This is a genomic window from Halomarina oriensis, assembly GCF_009791395.1.
Taxonomy (GTDB): Archaea; Halobacteriota; Halobacteria; order Halobacteriales; family Haloarculaceae; genus Halomarina; species Halomarina oriensis.
In genome coordinates, this window is record NZ_WSZK01000014.1 from 43,718 (window position 1) to 61,401 (window position 17,684).

Here is a 17,684-nt window from a genome sequence, read left to right on the forward strand (position 1 = left end):
CGACAGACGGGTCACCCTACCGACTCGAAACCGGCTTCGCAGCGTTTGCCGGTCTCGTCGGGCAGAGAGCGTGAGTCCATCACTCCCCCTCGCGAGTAACGCCGGACCCGATAGGGCAGCGTTAGAAACGATGCCGACACCAAACAGCGCCACGAGTTCCAACGTCCCGCTATTAGCGTACTCTGTCGTTGTGTACCACGCTGTAATGCCGAGAACCACGACCGTAATCGCGATTTTGTCCTCGTGGGCAACGGATCACGAGCCATAGTTGTGGTTTCTGCTTTTCGACGACGGACTCCGACGCCGGCAGCCGGTACCAGTCCTTTTGCCCTGTAAGCGTCTTCGTACACTATGTCCTCTTTTCTTGCTCCGTTGGCAGTCCAGGATCTGGCCTCGGCGGTGACGGTCGACATGCTCGTCGTCTTCGTCCTCGTTCTCGTCGCACTCGTGTTGTTCGCGACCGAGTGGTTCCCTATCGACGTCACCGCCATCCTCGTGATGGTGCTGTTGATGCTGCTCGAACCGTGGACGCAGATCTCCGCCCAGGAGGGTATCTCGGGGTTCGCGAGCCCAGCGACCATCACCGTGCTAGCGATGCTCATTCTGAGTACGGGCATCAACCGGACCGGCATCGTCCAACGACTCGGCAGGAAGATGGCCGCGTTCGCCGGCAGCAATCGGCACAAGCAACTCGCAGCGACCATCGGTATCACCGGCCCCGTCTCGGGACTCATCAACAACACGCCGGTCGTCGCGATTCTCGTCCCGGTCATCAACGACCTGGCACACAACGGGAAGACCTCACCGTCGAAGCTGCTCATGCCGCTCTCGTTCGCCTCGATGCTCGGCGGGACGCTGACGCTCATCGGCACCTCGACGAACATCCTCGCGAGCGATATCGCAGCCCAGCTCGGAGCGGAGTCACCGGATCTCGACCTCCAGGCGTTCGGCATGTTCGAGTTCACCCAACTCGGTGTCGTCGTCTTCGCGGTGGGGAGCCTCTATCTGATGACGATCGGCGTTCGACTCCTCCCCAGACGGATCGCCGCCGACGAGGACCTCGTCGAGGAGTACGCGCTTCAAGAGTACCTCGCTGACGTCAGCGTCCCCGCGAACTCGTCGCTCATCGGACAGACCGTCGGAGAGGCACTCGGCGACGACGACCTCGACATCGACGTGTTACAGCTGATTCGCTACGGTGAGCGCTTCTCGGACCCACTCGCACGCAAGGAGATCCGCGAGAGCGACACGCTCCGACTCAGGACGAACCGGGAGACACTCGAGCGAATCATCGACGCCGAGGGGCTCAGCCTGTCGGGCAGCCCCCGGTCCGAAGACGACCTCCATCCGGGCGAAGAGGAGCCGGTCCTCGTCGAGGTCGTCATCCCCTCGGGGTCGTTCCTGGTCGGCGAGACCCTCACGAGCTCGACGTTCCGGCAGCGCTACGACGCGAACGTTCTCGCCTTCCGGACCCGCGGGGACGTCGTCCGGGACCGATTCGAGGACATCCGTATCCGGGTCGGTGACACACTCCTGGTGCAGGCCCCACCCGACAGTCTCACCCGACTCGTCGAGAACGAGGACTTCATCGTCGCTCACGAGTTCGACGAGGTGACATACCGGGACGAGAAGATCCCGTTCGCAGTGGCGATCATCGTCGGCGTCGTCGCACTCCCGGCGCTGAACATCCTGCCGATCGTCGTCTCCGCACTGGCAGGGGTCGTTGCGATGGTCTTCACCGGTGTCCTGAAACCGACCGAACTCTACTCGTCGGTCGAGTGGAACGTCATCTTCCTCCTCGCTGGCGTCATCCCGCTCGGAATCGCGCTCCAGCAGACGGGCGCTGCGGCACTGCTCGGGGATGCCGTCGCCTCGACAGCGGCGTTCTTACCAGTGATCGGCGTCCTCTGGGTGTTCTATCTCGCGACAGGGCTGTTGACGAGCGTCATCAGTAACAACGCGAGCGTCGTGTTGATGATTCCCGTCGCGGCGAGTGCCGCCCAGTCCATCGATGCGAGCGCGTTCGCGTTCGTCCTCGCCGTGACGTTCGCCGCCTCAACGGCGTTCATGACGCCCGTCGGCTATCAGACGAACCTGTTCGTCTACGGCCCTGGTGGCTATCGGTTCTCGGATTTCCTCCGTGTCGGTGCCCCCTTACAGTTCCTGCTGTCGATCGTCACGGTCCTCGGCATCGCGTTCTTCTGGGGTCTCGGCGCGTGAGGCAGGAGTCAGAGCTCGGTCACCGTGACAGCCCAGAGACAACGCTGCGTCAGGGCGGTTCCGTCTGACACGTCCGAAGTCGTCTCGAGTATGAACGCACTGTGTTCTCGTCGTCCGTTTCATCGCTCCAGTACGAACTGCGGGTCGTTCCATCGTCACCAGATGCACTCGCTCTCTCGGGACGTACGTGTACTCGTCGCCGCCGTGTGGACCCTGCCAGTGGCTTTCTCGATAGTCCAGTTGGTCGTCGACCTCCTCGGAGACCGTGCCGTCCACGTCCTAGTAGACGATTGTTGCCATACTGAGCGGTGGGTGCCCGACGTGTATGATCGAGAGGTCGACGTTGGAGCGTTAGTGAACGGGGGCGTTCTACACGCCGAACGAGGTCTCTTGGCACTCTCGGTGTCCTGTGCAATCGCTCGTTCTGTCGACTGGGGCCGAACAGTCGGGAGGAGTGATGGAACTGCCGTCGTTGCAGTCCTCGTCCCGATTACCGTACGAACGTTGATTGACCTACGCAGCGTTCTGGCACTATGGCAGAGTTTCCAGACGAGCGCCAACTCGTCCTCCGTGCGCGGTCCCAGTTGGCCCAGTGGACGAGAAACGCTCGGAGCGAGGCATACACAGAACTGTTCGAAGGTGACCACCCGATTCTCACCGATGGGGAACGCCGACTACTCGACGCGGTCGACTCCGAACTGGAGCGTAACGGCGGTGATGGTGTCTGGGGGACTGATCAGTACGGAATCCACACGGCTGGTACCTCGAGTTCGGATACCGCTCTCGGGGTGGTCTGTGTCTACCACCCACAGATCACCGAAGACTCTGTCCTCCGCGGACGGGAGGGACTCGACGACGAGACCGAAGAGCGACTCAACGAAGCGCTCTGGCGATACAGCGAACGGGTTGCGACACTCGTCGAAGCGGACCTCGACGAGTTCGTCCGCCAAGCACGTCGCTAACCGACTCGCTCGTCGATCGTGCTCGGGCCGCGCTGGACGACCATCGGGACGGTGACAGTTCACCGGTTCGCTCGTCGGCTGCACCGCGAACGAGCGTAGCGAGTGAGCGGGGTGTTCACGAAACACGGCGCATCCCGTGAGGTAACCAGAACGGCTCCGCCGACGCGCGCAGCGACCCCGGCGCGTGCGTAAAAGGTCGAACGGTCGTAGCCCCTACTCACCGACGACGATGAGCATCGGGCCGACGAAGATGAGCGCGATGCCGAGGAACCGCCAGATGAACTCGCTGGCCATCAGCGAGAGCGGTGTCAGGACGAACAGCAGGCCGAACGTGATGATGTGGAGTCCGGTGACGAGTTTGCTCTTCAGCGGCAGCGTCCCGAGGAGTCCCACGACGAACAGTGCGAGGAAGACCTGCCCCATGTGGTACTGCTGCAGGAATGAGTCGATGACCTGGAGCGGGAGCGCGAACATCGTTACTCCTTCATCGGACGACTCTGACTTTCAACCTTCCGTCTCTGCTCCGATGTCGAGCGGTCGGAGTACCACGTACCACAGTGCGACGACGGCCGACCCGAAACCGACGGTCCAGACGATGACGCCGAGCCCCGGTGCACCCGCACGAGTGAGGAAGAAATCCAGCACGCCGGGGACGACGACGCCGAACGCGGCGAGTGCGAGGCCCACCTTCGCCCGCTCGGAGAGCCCACTCGACTCCGCGTCGCCGTCCGTGGCGTCGTGTGCGCCGTGCCGTTCGGTCATGGTCGGTGTACGGAACGGACCGTCCTGAACCCCACGGTTCGGGCGCGACCGGTCGGTCACCCGTCGTCGCTCGCGCGGCGACACCGACTGCCGGTCGGCGGGCGAACCGACCCACCTATCCGCACGCGCCGCCGGGTTCGACCGTGAACGTCGGACTGCTCGCGGCGCTCGCCGCCGCGCTTCTCTACGGCTGCTATCTCGCCGGCTACAAGCACTTCTTCGGCGACTACCCGGCGATGGCGTACCTGCTGGTCGTCGAGGTGGGAGCCGTCGTCTGGTACTTCCCGGTGGCCGCCCCCCACCTGCAGGACCTGAGGACGGTACCGGTCACCTCGCTCGCGGCGCTGCTGGCCGTCGCCGCGCTCACGGGGCTGGCCGTCGCGGCCATCCTCGAAGCGTTGCGCCGTGGCGACGTCTCGTACGTGACGCCCCTCGGGAAACTCGTCCCGCTGTTCGTCCTTCCGCTGGAACTGCTCTACTTCGAGGCGGCCGGCGTGTCGGCGCTCCAGGCCGGTGGCGTCGTGCTGGCGACGGTGGGCGTCTACGCCGCGAACTACGAGTCCGGGAGCCTCATCGACCCGTTCCGCCGGGCGCTCTCGTACCGGCCCGCACAGTTGGCGCTGGCGAGCGCGGCCGCCTTCGCGCTCGTCGACGCCGGCAAGCGTCTGCTCCTCCAGGAACTCTCGCTGGCTCCCGAACTCGTCGTCTGGGTGTCGCTCGTCGGTGTCGCACTCGTCGCTGCCCCGCTCGGTGTTCGCCAGTACGGCCAACTGCCACGCCGCACGCGACCGGTGTTGTTCCTCGTCGGTGCGGTCGTCGCGCTCGGCGACCACCTGATGGCACTCGGGTTCGCAGAACTGCCCGCGAGCGTCGCCTCCTCCATCGTCAACGCGCAGGCCGTCGTCGCCGTCCTGCTCGGTGGTCTCGTCCTGAACGAGGGGTCGTTCGCCCAGCGCCTCGGCGCGGGCGTGCTCACCGTCGTCGGCGTGGCGTTCGTCGCACTGGGGTAGGCGGCTGACTCAGAGCGGCACGTCGCCGTCGGCGATGGCGCTCGCCAGCAGGCCCACGTACTCGACCATCGGCTCGAAGTCCGACGCCGCCCCTGTCTCGACACGGAACCGGTGCAGGTCGGCCCACACGACGCCCATCACGAACGCGGCGAGTGCCCGGTAGAACCGTTCGTGGTCGAACGTTCGCCCCGTCAGTGACTCGTAGTGAGCGACCACTTCTCGCCGGGTCGGACTGCCGGGGTCGGTGGTGAAGGGACTCAACCCGTGGTCGTTCATCTCGTGGACGACCGTCAGGTCCGCGTCGGGATAGCGCGCTTCTAGGTCCCCGAGCGGGAGTCGTGGGTCCTCGCCGTCCCGCCAGTCGAGCAGCAGGTAGCCCAGTTCTGTCAGCGGGTCGCCGAGCATCGCCGTCTCCCAGTCGACGACGCCCGTCACGGTCGGGCGGTCGTCCCCCGAGAACAGGACGTTGCCCGGCCGGAAGTCGCCGTGGACGAGCGTCGTCTCCGAGTGGGCGGGCGCGTGTTCGTCGAGCCATCCGGCCACCTCGCGGAGCGTCGGGAACTCGCGGTCGGTCACGTCGCGCACCGCGTCGAGGCGGTCGACGGCGTGTGCGACCTGACGCGACGCGGACTGACGGTCACAGACCGACTCGAACGGGCCGGTGTCGACCGCGTGAATCGCCGCGAGCGTCTCCACGAGTCCGTCGGCGAGCGCCTCGCGGCCTGCCGCGGTCCGGAACCGCTCGGGGAGGGGGTCGCCTCGCTGGACCGTCTCGCCGTCGAGGTACGTCGTCACGACGAACGCGTCGCCGAGCATCGACTCGTCGTCACGGAACAGGACCGGTTCCGGGGCGGGTATCGCGGTCGGTTCGAGTCGGTCGAGGACCGCGTACTCCGTCCGAAGGTCGGTGAACAGCGCGGTGTGGCGCAGCTTGTTCGGTCGTCTGAGGACGTACCGTGGGCGCTCACCGACGGTCGTGACCGCGACGACGAGGTTGAGGCCGTCGCCGAGGATCGCCGTGTCGGTGACCGGTTCGCCGAGCGCGTCGGAGAGAGTGGTACGGAGGGCGTCGGCGTCGACGGAGGGACTGGACCAGGTCATAGCTCCGCAGAGCGAGCGCGCCCTGAAAAGTGCCCGTGGTGGACCGTGAGGGCGACACACACCGAGTCAGCCGTCGGCGGCGTCGGTGACGTCCCCGGTCACCGCGCCGTCGTCTTCGACCCCGCCCAGCACCGTCCCGAGCAGGTCGACCGCGCCGTCGGTGTGGAGCGGGCTGTTGCCCGACCCACACTGCGAGTCCATCACACAGCCCGGACAGCCCTCGGTGCCGTCACAGCCACACGCGTCGACGACGGTTCGCGTGTTCGCCGCCACGCGCTCGAAGCAGTCGTAGAGCTTCCGCGAGAAGCCCAGTCCGCCCTCGACGCCGTCGTAGACGAAGATTCCCGGCGAGTCGAGTTCGGGGTGGGAGAGCGCGGAGAGCCCTCCGAGGTTCGACTTGTCGAGCGTACATTCGAGGGGGGCGAGCGTTATCATCCCGTGTTCGGCGGCGTGCTGGGCACCCTGAAACGCGACGTCGGGAGAGTCGACGCCGTGACGCTGGCCGAGGCGGGCGCGTTCGGACTCGGGGACGGCCAGCCAGAGCGCCTGGGTCCGCATCGACAGCGGCGAGAGCCCCGTCGGCTGCGGTGCGCCGAGACTCTCGCCCGTCGAGACGGACTTGCGTGTGTAGGTGTCGTAGTGGACCGTCACGTCCGCCGTCCCCCAGTGGAGCGTGTAGTCGCCGAACGCGCGGGAGCGTTCGCTGTCGAGGGTCCCGATGCGCGTCGCGTGGTTCGTCTGGGTGTAGTAGTCCACGTCGACCGGTTCGAGGTCGATTCTGGGCTGATGGTCCTCCTCCTCGAAGCCGACCACCTCGAACTGCTGGCCGCGATGCAGCGTCACCGCACCGGGGTGGAACTCGCGGTACGCGCGCGCCCTGCCGACGGGTTCGAGTTCCGCCTCGACGTCGTCGGGCGTCCGAATCACGAACTCGTCGCCGCCGCTGGCGTACATCGACACCTGGCTCTGTGGCCGGTCTCTGCGGTCGTAGACGACGCCGGCGTCGAGGGTTCCCGTCAGGTAGCCAGCCTTCCGCCACATCTCCACCGCGGGAGCCAGACGCTCGCCGAACCAGCGCTCGTCGTCGTGGGTCAGAGGTAGCTCGTGGGCCGCACAGAGCAGGTGACGCGCGAAGACGGCGTTGTTCGAGCGGTCAACGACGGCGTCCTCGATGACCTCGTCACCCAGCACGTAGCCCGGATTGGCGAAGACGTAGCTGTCGATGGCGTCACGCCGCCCGACGAGCACCGAGAGGGCGTCGCCCGTGCCGCGTCCCGACCGGCCGAGCTGTTGCCAGAACGACTGCCTGCTCCCCGGATAGCCCGTCAACAGCGTCGCCTCGATGCCACCCACGTCGATGCCGAGTTCGAGCGCCGACGTGCTGACCACCGCGTCGAGCGACCCGTCTTCGAGGCCCTGCTCGGTCGCTCTGCGGTCGCGTTTCGTGTGGCCAGCGTTGTACGACTCGACGCGTAGCCGGCCCATGTTGTGTCGTGTCGCGGCCTCCTTCGCTCGCTCGCGGTTCAACTCCGTCATCCGGCGGGACCCGACGAACGCGAGCGTCTGCGCCCCACCGGTGCCGAGGTGTGCCAGCAGGTCGGCGGCCTCCGCGCTCGCCGACCGGCGGGCCTCGCCCTCGCCCGGGGGCCGCCAGAACGCGATTTCGCGTCTCCCCCGAGGAGCGCCGTCGTCGTCCACGACGGTCACGTCGGTGTCGACGAGGTTCCGCGCGTGTTCGGCGGGGTTGCCGATGGTCGCCGAGGTGAGCACGAGACGCGGGTCGGCGTCGTAGTGGGCGAGCACCCGTCGCAGACGGCGCAGGACCCACGCGACGTGCATGCCGTGGACGCCGGAGTAGGCGTGGGCCTCGTCGACGGCGAGCGTCGCACAGTTCCCGAACAGGCGTGCCCACTGGCTGTGCTGGGGCAGGTAGGCGTTGCCCCCCGAGAAGTTCGTGACGACCACGTCCGCCGTCCGGCGGATGTCGCGTTTCGCCTCGCTCGTGGTGTCGCCGTCGTAGACCCGTACCGAGAGGTCCAGTCCCAGCGTGTCGTAGAGCTCCGTCAGCGCACGCTGCTGGTCGCGGGAGAGCGCCTTCGTCGGGCACAACAGGAGTGCGGTCGACTCGGGGTTCCGGAGGTGCTGGCGCGCGACTTCGAGCGCGTAGACGAGCGTCTTCCCGCTGGCGGTGCTCGTCGTCACGCAGACGTCCTCGCCGCGAGCGAGCGCGTCAAGCGCCGTCGCCTGATGGCTGTAGAGGTCGTGTGGGAGGTGTTCGGCGAGTCCCGGCGGGAGGACGTCGCCCGCGGGGACGGTCACCGCCTCGCGGGCCGCCTCGACGAACACGTCGTGCAGTTGGCCGGCGTAGTCGGGGAACGTGGCACGCAGTCGGTCGGCGTTCATCGTGGTTCCTGCATGGGTCTCAGAACTCCGAGAGCGACCCCTGGCGGGTGTCGCCCGAGTCGTCGCTCGTTCGTTCGGCGATGCTCGTCTCCACGCGGTCGGTGGCGGCGACGGCCTCGAAGACGTCTGCGAGCATCCGCACGTCGTCCTCGCAGTACGCGCGGTGACGCTCCCAGTCCGGTTCGGGACCGCCGTCCATCCACGCGCGGTACCGGCGGGCCGTCTCCGCGCCGGTGAGACCGGTGTCGTGGCCCTCGTAACCCAGCGCCCCCGCGACCGCTTCGAGTTCGTTGGTCCGACCCGGTAACACGGCGTTGCCCTCGTCGCGTGCCCACTGGAGCAGGTCACACTTCGACTGGCGTCGCCAGACGTCACCGCGGGCCGACCGGTGCTGGCTCACGTGCTCGTCGAGCACGGGGAAGTCGAACCCCCACCCGTTCCACGCGACGAGCGTCCCCTCGCTACCCGAGAGCCAATCGAGGAACGCACCGAGCATCGCGGGGGCGTCGTCGGGATTACGGGCGAGAAACGACCGGTACTCCCCTCGATGGAGGACGCCGACCTGCCAGACGACGCTCGGTCGCAGGCCGTCGGTCTCGATGTCGAGGAAGACGGGGTCGGCCGGGAGCGGTGCGTCGCCGGTCCGCAACACCGTACCGGCTTCGAGCGCTCTGGCGGACCGAACGGCCGTCCGTGCGCTCGACCGGCCGAACCCCTCCAGCGTGGCGAGTTCGTGAGCCGGCGTCTCGGCGAGTGTCGCCCGGTCGTAGCCCGCGCGGGCCAGCGTCGTCGCGCGGCGCTCACCGACGCCCGAGAGCGCACGCAGGCCCAGCCTGTCGGTCCTGACTGCCTCGACGGCGACGGTGCCGTCGTCGTGGAGCGAGAGGACGGGCACGGCCGGCGCGCCCTGCGTCTCGACGGGCGCGACGCCCTGCACGTCGAGGCCGCTCCACGCTCGTCGGTAGTCGGCGGGGACGCCCGTTGCGAGGTGGACGAGGCCCTCCCGCTCGCCCAGCGCTTCGCGGTACGCCGCCGCCCCCGCGAGTCGCGTATCGAGTGCCATCGGGTCCGTCTCGACGGTCAGCAGGTTCGACGCCAGATACGTCGCGTCGTCCCGGTCGAGTGTGTGGACGTGCTCCAGCGAGTCACAGACGGCGAGACCGATGCCGCCGAGGTCGGTCACGTCGCCCTCCGGCGTGAGAATCGGCACGTCGCTCTCGGGCGGTCGGAACCGGCCCGGCGCGTACACCTGCTGTGGGACGAGTACCGCGTCGGGGGCGGCGTGCGCGTGGAGGTCCGCGAGTTCGGGGGGTGCGAGTCGACCCGCGAGTCCCGAGGGCAACACCAGCACGGTCGCCGAGCGAGGCATCTACCGTGTCGAGGCGTCGAACGCACAAGAAACGCGCGACCGGTGGGAGTCTCCGGGTCGTGGTTCTTCCGTGACTCGTCTCAGGCCGTCGCCCGCTCGTTCGCCTCGCCGAGCCACGACGGCTCGTCGACGCTCGTCCCGTTCAGCCCCGTGGTGCGGAGCCGAACCGTCTCCGTCATCGTCGCGTCGGTGGCGTCCCAGGGCGTGTAGCGGTAGGTGTAGAGCAGTTCGCGGATGACGCCCTCGCCGGTCACCAGCAGCGTCGCCTCGTAGGCGTGGAGGTGGTCGCGGCCGTCGGTGACGTTGGCCGTCGAGCGGTCGAGACGGTCGGTCCCGCTGGCGGTGTAGCGGGTGAGCGACTCGCCGTCCCGCGTCACGACGCCGTCGAACGTCCAGTCGGTCGCCGCCACCGGCGAGAACTCGGGTTGCTCGGACACCGCGTGGACCGTCTCGAACCGCGCCGGGAGATACCGTTCGGCCTCGACCCCACCGACGTACACCGTCTCGCGGGAGGTGTCGTAGCGACCCACGGTCCGGTCGGCGGTGCGGTACGCCTGCTGTGTCGTCGCGGCGTCCCGGCCGGAGTCGGTGTATCGCGCCTCGAACCACGACTCGTCGGTCCGGTCGTCGCGCTCGAACCGGACCGTCGTCGTTCGCGTGCGGTCGACCGGACCGACGACGACGGTGTACTCGTGGGTCGCGGCGAACGTCGACGAGTCGGCCGCCTCGACGCGTTCGGTGTGGTCGGTCAGCAGCGCCACCGTGTCGAGCGACTCGTTCGGCCCGGTGTACGGGTCGGCGGCCGGCGCGTCGTCGGGCAGGGCAGCGCACCCCGCGAGGACGACGAGGAGCCCACAGACGAGCATCGTTATCCGTGACATTCCGAGCTACGTGTTAGAAGCGTCCTGTAAAACGGTTTCGAGGTGCGGCCGGTTCAGTCGGTCGTCGACCCGTTCCGTGCGGCGTCGAGCCACGACGGCTCCTCGACGCTCGTCCCGTTCAGGTCGGAGACGTCCGCCGTCACCCGTGCGGTCTGCGTTCGCCCGTCGAGGTCGATGGTGTAGCGGTAGGTCACCGACCGGACCGTCCCGCCGCTCGTGACGAGCATCGTCGCCTCGAACGACGTCACGGCGTCGGCGGCGGCCCCACCCTGCTGTCCGCCGAACGCCGAGCGGTCGAGACGCTCGCTACCGTTGGCGGTGTAGCGCGTCAGCGTCTCGCCGTCTCCGTCCACGGTGCCGTTCTGCGTCCAGTTCACGCCCGAGAGGAACGTCCACTGGTCGTCGAGCGTCGCCGTCCGGACGACGCTGGTCGTGTCGTTGGCCTCGGCCGTCCGGTAGCGGGTCTCGTCGCCCGCCGACTGCCGGAGGTACGCCGTCCCGTCGACGACGTAGACCGAAGCGTTCGTCGTCTGCGCCGTGCCGAGGAACGACCCGTCGGTCCGGACGTCGTACCGTGCGACGTCCTCGGCGACGTCGACACGAGCGTCGAGTACGGTCGCACTCCGGAAACTCTCGTTTCCGTCGGCACTGACGGTGGTCGTCGCGTTCAGCGCGTAGGTCAGCGAGTCCGCAGCCTCGACGTTCGCGGTGTGGTCTGCCTGCAGTTGGGTCGTGTTGAGCGGTTCGTCGGGTGCGGTGTACGGCTCTCCCCCGCCGACGCCGGGGACGGCCGAACAGCCGGCGAGGACGACGAGACACAGCAGCACCGCTCCGATGGAGGACGTTCTCATCTACTCGTCGGTCGACCGCTCACGTCGAAAACGGTTCCGGTCCGTGGCCGGTCGTGCGGTTCAGAACCGTCGCCGGAGCTTCACGACGGCCGAGAGTGCGGTCGTGTACCACTCGCCGGGGAGCCACGACGGGGGGGGCGATGGGGCCGAGACGCGAGACGGCGACGGTCTGGGCGTCGGTGAACTTCCGGACACCTTCGGGGCCGTGACGACGGCCCAGTCCGGACTGCTTCCTCCCGCCCATCGGGGCATCGGTCGCTCCGAGCGTTGCGATGTACGGGTCGTTGACGCTGACCGTGCCGGCCTCGATCTGCTCGGCCACCCGCCGCCCGCGCTCGTGGTTCCGCGTGAAGACGCAGGCGTTGAGGCCGTACTCCGTATCGTTGGCTCGCTCGATGGCTTCGCGCTCGGAGCCGACGGGATAGACGGCGACGACCGGCCCGAACGTCTCCTCGCGGAAGCAGTCCATCCCGTCGGTCACGTCGGTCAGGACGGTCGGCTCGAACACATACGGGCCGACGTCGGGGCGGTGCTCGCCGCCGGTCTGGACGGTCGCGCCCTGCTCGCGAGCGTCCTCGACGTGCGCCCGCACACGGTCGAGCTGTTCGGCCGAGGCGAGCGACCCGACGTCCGTATCGAGGTCCGCGTCGGTGCCGAGCACGAGCGCCTCGGTGGCGACGACGAGTCGCTCGACGAACTCGTCGTACAGCGAGTCGTGAACGTAGATGCGCTCGGGGGCGACACAGAGCTGGCCGGCGTTGGCGAAACAGCCGGCGAGCGCTCCCGTCACCGCCACGCCGAGGTCGGCATCGTCGAGGACGAGCATCGGGTTCTTCCCGCCGAGTTCGAGCGAACACGGGACGAGGTTCCGACCGGCCTGCTCGGCGACGACTCTCCCCGTCTCGTGGCCGCCGGTGAAGCCCACGTAGTCGCTGCCGGCGACGAGCGGTTCTCCGACGGTCGACCCCTCGCCGGTGACGACCTGGCAGACGTCGGCCGGGAGGCCCGCCTCGTGGAGCAGTTCGACGACCCGCAGCGCGACGAACGGCGTGTGCTCGTCGGGTTTCAGGACGACGCTGTTGCCCGCCAGCAGCGCGGGGATGGCGTCCGACACCGAGAGCGTCAGCGGGTAGTTCCACGGCGAGACGATGCCGACGACGCCCCGCGGGTGGTAGTTCACCTGCGTCGGCGAGAGCAGGCCGAGCGCCCCCTCCCGACGCTCGGCGGCGAGCATCGACTCGGCGTCGCCGTAGTACTCGCAGTGGGAGACGACGTCGAGCAGTTCCTCGACGCCGGTACGACGGGCCTTTCCGCCTTCGAGTTGGAGCAGGTCGAGCAGTTCCTCGCGGTGGTCCCAGACGAGGCCGCCGAACCGTTCGACGATGGCGGCCCGTTCCTCGAACGACCGGTCGTTCCACTCTCGCTGTGCGACCCGTGCGCGACGGAGGGCGAGGTCCACGTCGTCGGGGGTACACGCCGGGACGGTCCCGAGCGGTTCGGCGGTGAACGGTGCTTCGACGACGAGGCTGTCCCGCTCGCCGTCGTCGGTGGTGACGAGCGTCGTGAGACGGTCGAGTTCGGTCGACGTACCACGAAGGGTGCTGTCGAGGTCGGCCATGCACACAGTGGGGCCGCGACCCGCATACCGTTGCCGCCGGAGGGATGCTTATTTGTCGCTGGACAGTCATTGGGAGACCAGTGTCGAGCGACGACGCGTCGGTCGGGAGGCAGTGACGACGTCCCGCTCGGTGGGGCTCTCGCCGACCGCCCCGTCGACTCCCCTCCACCCTCATGACCCTTCACGACCTCTCACACCCCATCGAACCGGGCATGCCGACGTATCCGGGTGACCCGGTCGTCGAGACGTATCCGAACGCGACCCACGAAGAGGAGGGGTTCAGCCTCACCGCGTTCGGCCTCAGCACCCACTCCGGGACGCACGTCGACGCCCCGGTCCACGTCGAACCGGACGGGAAGTCCCTCGACGCGTTCCCCGTCGAACGGTTCCGCTACGACGCCCGACTCGTCCGCTGTGACGTCGAGTCCGAGGAGGCGATCGGTCCCGACGCGCTCCCGCCGCGAGACGACGCCGAACTCTACGTCTTCGACACCGGGTGGAGCCAACACTGGGGCGACATCTCCTACTTCGAACACCCGTATCTCTCCCCGGAGTGTGCGAGCGTCTGCGCCGACCGTGGTGTCGACGTCGCCGTCGACGGCCCCAGCGTCGACCCGGTGGGTGGCGACCTGATGGCCCACCACGAACTGTTCCGCGAGGACTGCCTCGTCATCGAGAACGTCCGTGGCCTCGCCGAACTGCCCGACCGGTTCACGGTCCACGCCTACCCGCTCCCGCTCGGCGACGCCGACGGTGCGCCCGCCCGCGTCGTCGCCGAAGTCGAGTGAGTCGCCAGTCGCCAGCGCTCAGACCTGCAGTGGCAACTCGACGTCGAGCTGTCGGAGCAGTTCGCCCATCTCGACCATCGACACCGCCTCCACTATCTCCCCGTCGCGCACCCGTCGCTGGTGGAACATGTCGACGCTGATGCGGTTGCCGGTCGGGTCGATGCCCCGGAACTCGCCCTCGTGAGTGCCGTACAGCGTGACGTGGGCGACGACGGTGTCGTCCTCTATCACCTCGCTGTTGATGTCGACGTTGAGGTCGGGGAACGCCTCGTGCCACTCCCCGAACAGCGCTCTGATGTCCCGCCGACTGGCGATCGGTTCGTCCGACCCCGTCCGGCGGATACCGACTCGGACGCCGTCGGCGTAGAGTTCGTCGACCACGTCGACGTTCCCACGCTCGAACAGTTCGGTAATCTCGTAGCGAACCAGCTCCTTGACGGTGAAATCCTCTATCTGTGGCATTGGCAGGTCCTCCCGACAGCCTGTCCTTGGGCCGGGGACGAAATAGCTCCTCGGGCGGTCGCGGGCGACGGCCACCGCCCCGGTTCCGACGCTTTATCACCGAGGAGGGGCCACTCCCCGACGTGACCGACTCCCCCCGAACCGTCGCCCGTGACTCGCTCGACGCGAGGTGGGCCGACTGGTTCCCGTTCGACCCGTATCCTCAGCAAGCGGACGGTGTCGAGCGTGCGCTGGACGCGATGCGCGACGGGGGCTTTCTCGCACTCGAAGGGGCCTGTGGCACCGGCAAGACGCTCATCGCGCTGGCCGCGGGCCTCCAGGCTATCGAGGAGGACGTCGGCGAACGGGTGTTCGCCGTCACGCCCGTCAAACAGCAACTCAAGCAGTTCCTCGCCGAGGTCCGGGCCATCAACGCCGGGCGCTCCGGCGAGGACGCCGCCCCCGTCGACGGCCTCGTCGTCGTCGGCAAACGCGACCTGCTCCCCTACGCCCGGACCGACGCACTGCCCGGCGAGCAGGGGACCCACGACGCCGCGAGCGACCTCAGAGAGACGACGGTGAGTCTCGTCCACCGCGAGTCGACGCAGGCGCTCGACGTCTCGCCCGGCGCGCTCGACGGCCGCATCGACGTCTGTGCCGCGAGCGACTGCGACACGCTGTCGTACGCCGAGACGCGCTGTCCCGACCACCGCGAGGAACGCGACGAAGAGGCCCCGTGGTACGACCCCGTGCGCGCCGAGGCGCTCTGCTCGCTCGTCGAGTCGATGGGCGGCGACCCGCTGGAGACCGCCGGTGTGACCGCGCCGTACCCCGCCGAACCGCCCCACTCGCGGGACGTGCTGGACATCTACGAGGCCGAGGAACTGCCGGCGGGGGAGGCGGGCTACTTCGACCCCTTCTTCGCACGGTTCCTCGCCGACGAGGGCTGGCCCGGCGTCGACTTCTCGGCCGGCGAGCACAACGTGCTGGACCCCGAGGCGCTCGTGGCGGCCGCGGTCCGTCGCGGGACCTGCCCCCACGAGTGTCTCGCGGCGTTGATGCCCGAAGCCGACGTGCTCGTCGGCAACTACAACCACGCGTTCGACCCTATCACGCGCCAACTCACCGCCGAGAAGGCCGGCGTACTCGACGGCGACACCCTCCTCGTCGTCGACGAGGCCCACATGCTCGAAGAGCGCGTCCGTGACCTGCTCTCCGAGACCTGTTCGCTCCACGCGCTCCGGACCGCCCACCGCGATTTGGCGCTCGCTCGGGAGTACCTCTCGGGCAACGGTGGCGAACCGGGGGCGGACTCGGGTGCCCACCAGCGCCACGCTCGCCAGACGCTCGCGGAGTTCGACAGCGTCGACGAACGCGAGTTAGCGTTCACCCAGTCGGTGCTGGAGTGGGCGGCCGCCACCGTCGACGACGAGGTGAGCGCGTTCCTCGACGAGGAGTTCGGCGACTGGTCCCGGCAGTTCGCCGAAGGGTCGCTCCCCGAGGCCGACCACGAGATACCGCTCAGAGACCCCGAGTCGGTCGAGACCGACCGCTTCACCGACCGTGCGCTCTCGGAGTTCCCCGACGACGTCTGGACCCGCGTCCGCGACGCCTGCTACGTCGCCGGACAGGTCCACGAGAACGACGGGCAGACCGAGCGGACGCCGACGGCCCCGACCGTCGGCCGGTTCGTCCACCAGTGGGGCATCCTCGACCACGGCACCTACTTCCGCGAACTCGAACTGGAGTACTCCGAGAAGGCCGTCACCGACACCACCCTCCCGGAGTGGGCGGGGGCGTTCAACGCCTCGCTCGTGCTGTTCAACTGCATCCCGCGGGACCCCCTCGCTCGCGTCCTCGACGACCTGGCGGGGGGCGTCCTGATGAGCGCGACGCTCGAACCGTTCGACGTCTTCGAGCGGGTCAGCGGCCTCGAACTGCTCGGCGAGGGGAGCGAGGCCGAAGAGCGCCAGCCGCGACGGGTCGAGGACGCCACCTACGGCCTCGGGTTCCCGCCCGAGAACCGCGCGTCGTGGGTGCTCGACCTCCCGGCGTTCACCTACCGGAATCGCGGCCCGCCGGTGACGGAGTACGAGGAGATGACCCGAACGCGACAGGGGTACGCCAGTGCGCTCGTCACCGCCGCCCGCTCGCACGGCAACGTGCTGGTCTGCATGCCCTCCTACCGCGAGGCGGAGTGGGCGGTCGAGTACCTCCGCGAGCGCATCGAGAAACCGGTCCTCAGGGACCGCTCGACGGAGTCCTCGGAGACCGACGCGATGCTCGGCCGGTTCTTCCAGGACGACGACAGCCATCGGGTGCTCGTGACGAGCGCTCGCGGGACCGTCACCGAGGGCGTCGACTACCACGGCGAACGCCTGCACTGCGTCGTCGTGGTGGGCGTCCCCTACGCCAACACGTCCACGCCGAGGATGGGCGCGGTGATGAACGCCTACGACCGCGAGTTCGAGCAGGGGAGCGGCTTCGACACCGCCGTGCAGGTGCCCGCCGTCCGGAAGTCCCGACAGGCGTTCGGGCGCGTGATTCGTGGCCCCGACGAGGTAGGGGTCCGCCTCCTGTTCGACCGCCGGTATCTCCGGGACGCGCCGCGGTCGGTCCACCACGTACTCGGCGAGACCGAACGCGAGGAGTTCAGCGCCGTCAGTCCCGACATGTTGGACCTGGCGCTCGAACAGTTCTGGACGAGCAGGTAGCGAGGAGCGCGACGAGACCGCTCAGTTCCCGTCCTCGAACGACTCGATGGCCTCGCGCCACGACTCGGGGAGGGCCCGAGCGCCGCCGTCCTCGCCGATGGCGACGATGACGCAGGTCGCCTCCGCCGCCACCGCGCCGTCGGCCACGATGCGCTGGTCCATCGTCAGACTCGACCCGCCCAACTCGACGATGCTCGTCCCGACGCTCACCTCGCGGTCCTCCATCTCGACGGGTGCACGGTAGTCGATTTCGAGGCGAGCGATGACCATCTCGCCACCGCCGATGTCCAGGTCGGCGACGGCCTCGAAGTACTCCGAGCGGGCCTGTTCGAGGTACGACGCGTAGACGGCGTTGTTGACGTGCGAGAGCGTGTCGAGGTCACGATACCGGACCTGGATGCCCGTCTCGTGTGCGAAGTCGTCCATTCGCTCGGAGTGGTGCGGGCGACGGGCAAGGCGGTTGTGGTCTGCCGTCGACGACGGGTCTGACCGTCGTGTCGGCGGTCCTGCGTGTTCGAACCGAGAGAACACTCGTGCAGTATTTTATACGTGGACACGCAGACT

General features: G+C 68.3%; 15 protein-coding genes. 5 read left to right on the forward strand and 10 right to left on the reverse strand.

Annotated features, from left to right (window positions below; translation table 11 throughout):
• Positions 1-411: 411 nt before the first annotated feature.
• Both GQS65_RS06260 and GQS65_RS06265 read left to right on the forward strand, forming a co-directional pair.
• Entirely contained in the window at positions 412-2,220 is a 1,809-nt protein-coding gene (locus GQS65_RS06260) for an SLC13 family permease (RefSeq protein ID WP_158203862.1), read from the forward strand.
• Between the two features lie 533 nt (positions 2,221-2,753).
• On the forward strand, positions 2,754-3,182 hold the full coding sequence (locus tag GQS65_RS06265) for a DUF7539 family protein (RefSeq protein ID WP_158203814.1): 429 nt from the start codon (positions 2,754-2,756) through the stop codon (positions 3,180-3,182).
• Positions 3,183-3,395: 213 nt separating this feature from the next.
• Here GQS65_RS06265 and GQS65_RS06270 read toward each other — a convergent pair whose 3' ends face one another.
• The gene (locus GQS65_RS06270; RefSeq protein WP_158203815.1) at positions 3,396-3,656 is read right to left on the reverse strand and encodes a hypothetical protein; all 261 of its coding nucleotides are present in this window, start codon (positions 3,654-3,656) and stop codon (positions 3,396-3,398) included.
• A gap of 30 nt (positions 3,657-3,686) precedes the next feature.
• Positions 3,687-3,944 (reverse strand): hypothetical protein, encoded by a 258-nt coding sequence (locus GQS65_RS06275; RefSeq protein ID WP_158203816.1) that lies wholly within the window; start codon positions 3,942-3,944, stop codon positions 3,687-3,689.
• Positions 3,945-4,087: 143 nt separating this feature from the next.
• Between GQS65_RS06275 and GQS65_RS06280 the strand changes: the two genes are divergently transcribed.
• Positions 4,088-4,954, forward strand: a complete 867-nt coding sequence (locus tag GQS65_RS06280; RefSeq protein ID WP_158203817.1) for an EamA family transporter — start codon at positions 4,088-4,090, stop codon at positions 4,952-4,954.
• Positions 4,955-4,963: 9 nt separating this feature from the next.
• Here GQS65_RS06280 and GQS65_RS06285 read toward each other — a convergent pair whose 3' ends face one another.
• The 6 genes from GQS65_RS06285 to GQS65_RS06310 form a co-directional block, all read right to left on the reverse strand.
• Positions 4,964-6,055, reverse strand: a complete 1,092-nt coding sequence (locus GQS65_RS06285) for a phosphotransferase family protein (protein WP_158203818.1) — start codon at positions 6,053-6,055, stop codon at positions 4,964-4,966.
• A gap of 66 nt (positions 6,056-6,121) precedes the next feature.
• The gene (locus GQS65_RS06290; RefSeq protein ID WP_158203819.1) at positions 6,122-8,458 is read right to left on the reverse strand and encodes a DEAD/DEAH box helicase; all 2,337 of its coding nucleotides are present in this window, start codon (positions 8,456-8,458) and stop codon (positions 6,122-6,124) included.
• Positions 8,459-8,477: 19 nt separating this feature from the next.
• The gene (locus tag GQS65_RS06295) at positions 8,478-9,827 is read right to left on the reverse strand and encodes a ribonuclease H-like domain-containing protein (protein WP_158203820.1); all 1,350 of its coding nucleotides are present in this window, start codon (positions 9,825-9,827) and stop codon (positions 8,478-8,480) included.
• 80 nt (positions 9,828-9,907) lie between these two features.
• Positions 9,908-10,708, reverse strand: coding sequence for a DUF7537 family lipoprotein (locus GQS65_RS06300; protein WP_158203821.1), 801 nt, complete (start codon positions 10,706-10,708; stop codon positions 9,908-9,910).
• Between the two features lie 53 nt (positions 10,709-10,761).
• A complete protein-coding gene (locus tag GQS65_RS06305; protein ID WP_158203822.1) occupies positions 10,762-11,559 on the reverse strand; it encodes a DUF7537 family lipoprotein in 798 nt (265 codons plus the stop codon).
• A 19-nt stretch (positions 11,560-11,578) separates the two neighbouring features.
• Positions 11,579-13,177: a succinic semialdehyde dehydrogenase gene (locus GQS65_RS06310; protein ID WP_233265051.1), complete on the reverse strand. Its 1,599-nt coding sequence runs from the start codon at positions 13,175-13,177 to the stop codon at positions 11,579-11,581.
• 173 nt (positions 13,178-13,350) lie between these two features.
• On the opposite strand from GQS65_RS06310, the gene GQS65_RS06315 reads away from it, so the two are divergent.
• The gene (locus GQS65_RS06315; protein ID WP_158203823.1) at positions 13,351-13,965 is read left to right on the forward strand and encodes a cyclase family protein; all 615 of its coding nucleotides are present in this window, start codon (positions 13,351-13,353) and stop codon (positions 13,963-13,965) included.
• Between the two features lie 18 nt (positions 13,966-13,983).
• Here the strand turns inward: GQS65_RS06315 and GQS65_RS06320 are convergent, their stop codons facing one another.
• Complete coding sequence (locus GQS65_RS06320; protein WP_158203824.1) at positions 13,984-14,427, reverse strand: ester cyclase; 444 nt, start codon at positions 14,425-14,427, stop codon at positions 13,984-13,986.
• Between the two features lie 122 nt (positions 14,428-14,549).
• Here GQS65_RS06320 and GQS65_RS06325 point away from each other — a divergent pair, with 122 nt between their 5' ends.
• A complete protein-coding gene (locus tag GQS65_RS06325; protein ID WP_158203825.1) occupies positions 14,550-17,120 on the forward strand; it encodes an ATP-dependent DNA helicase in 2,571 nt (856 codons plus the stop codon).
• A gap of 21 nt (positions 17,121-17,141) precedes the next feature.
• Here the strand turns inward: GQS65_RS06325 and GQS65_RS06330 are convergent, their stop codons facing one another.
• Positions 17,142-17,546, reverse strand: a complete 405-nt coding sequence (locus GQS65_RS06330) for an acyl-CoA thioesterase (RefSeq protein WP_158203826.1) — start codon at positions 17,544-17,546, stop codon at positions 17,142-17,144.
• Positions 17,547-17,684 lie beyond the last annotated feature (138 nt).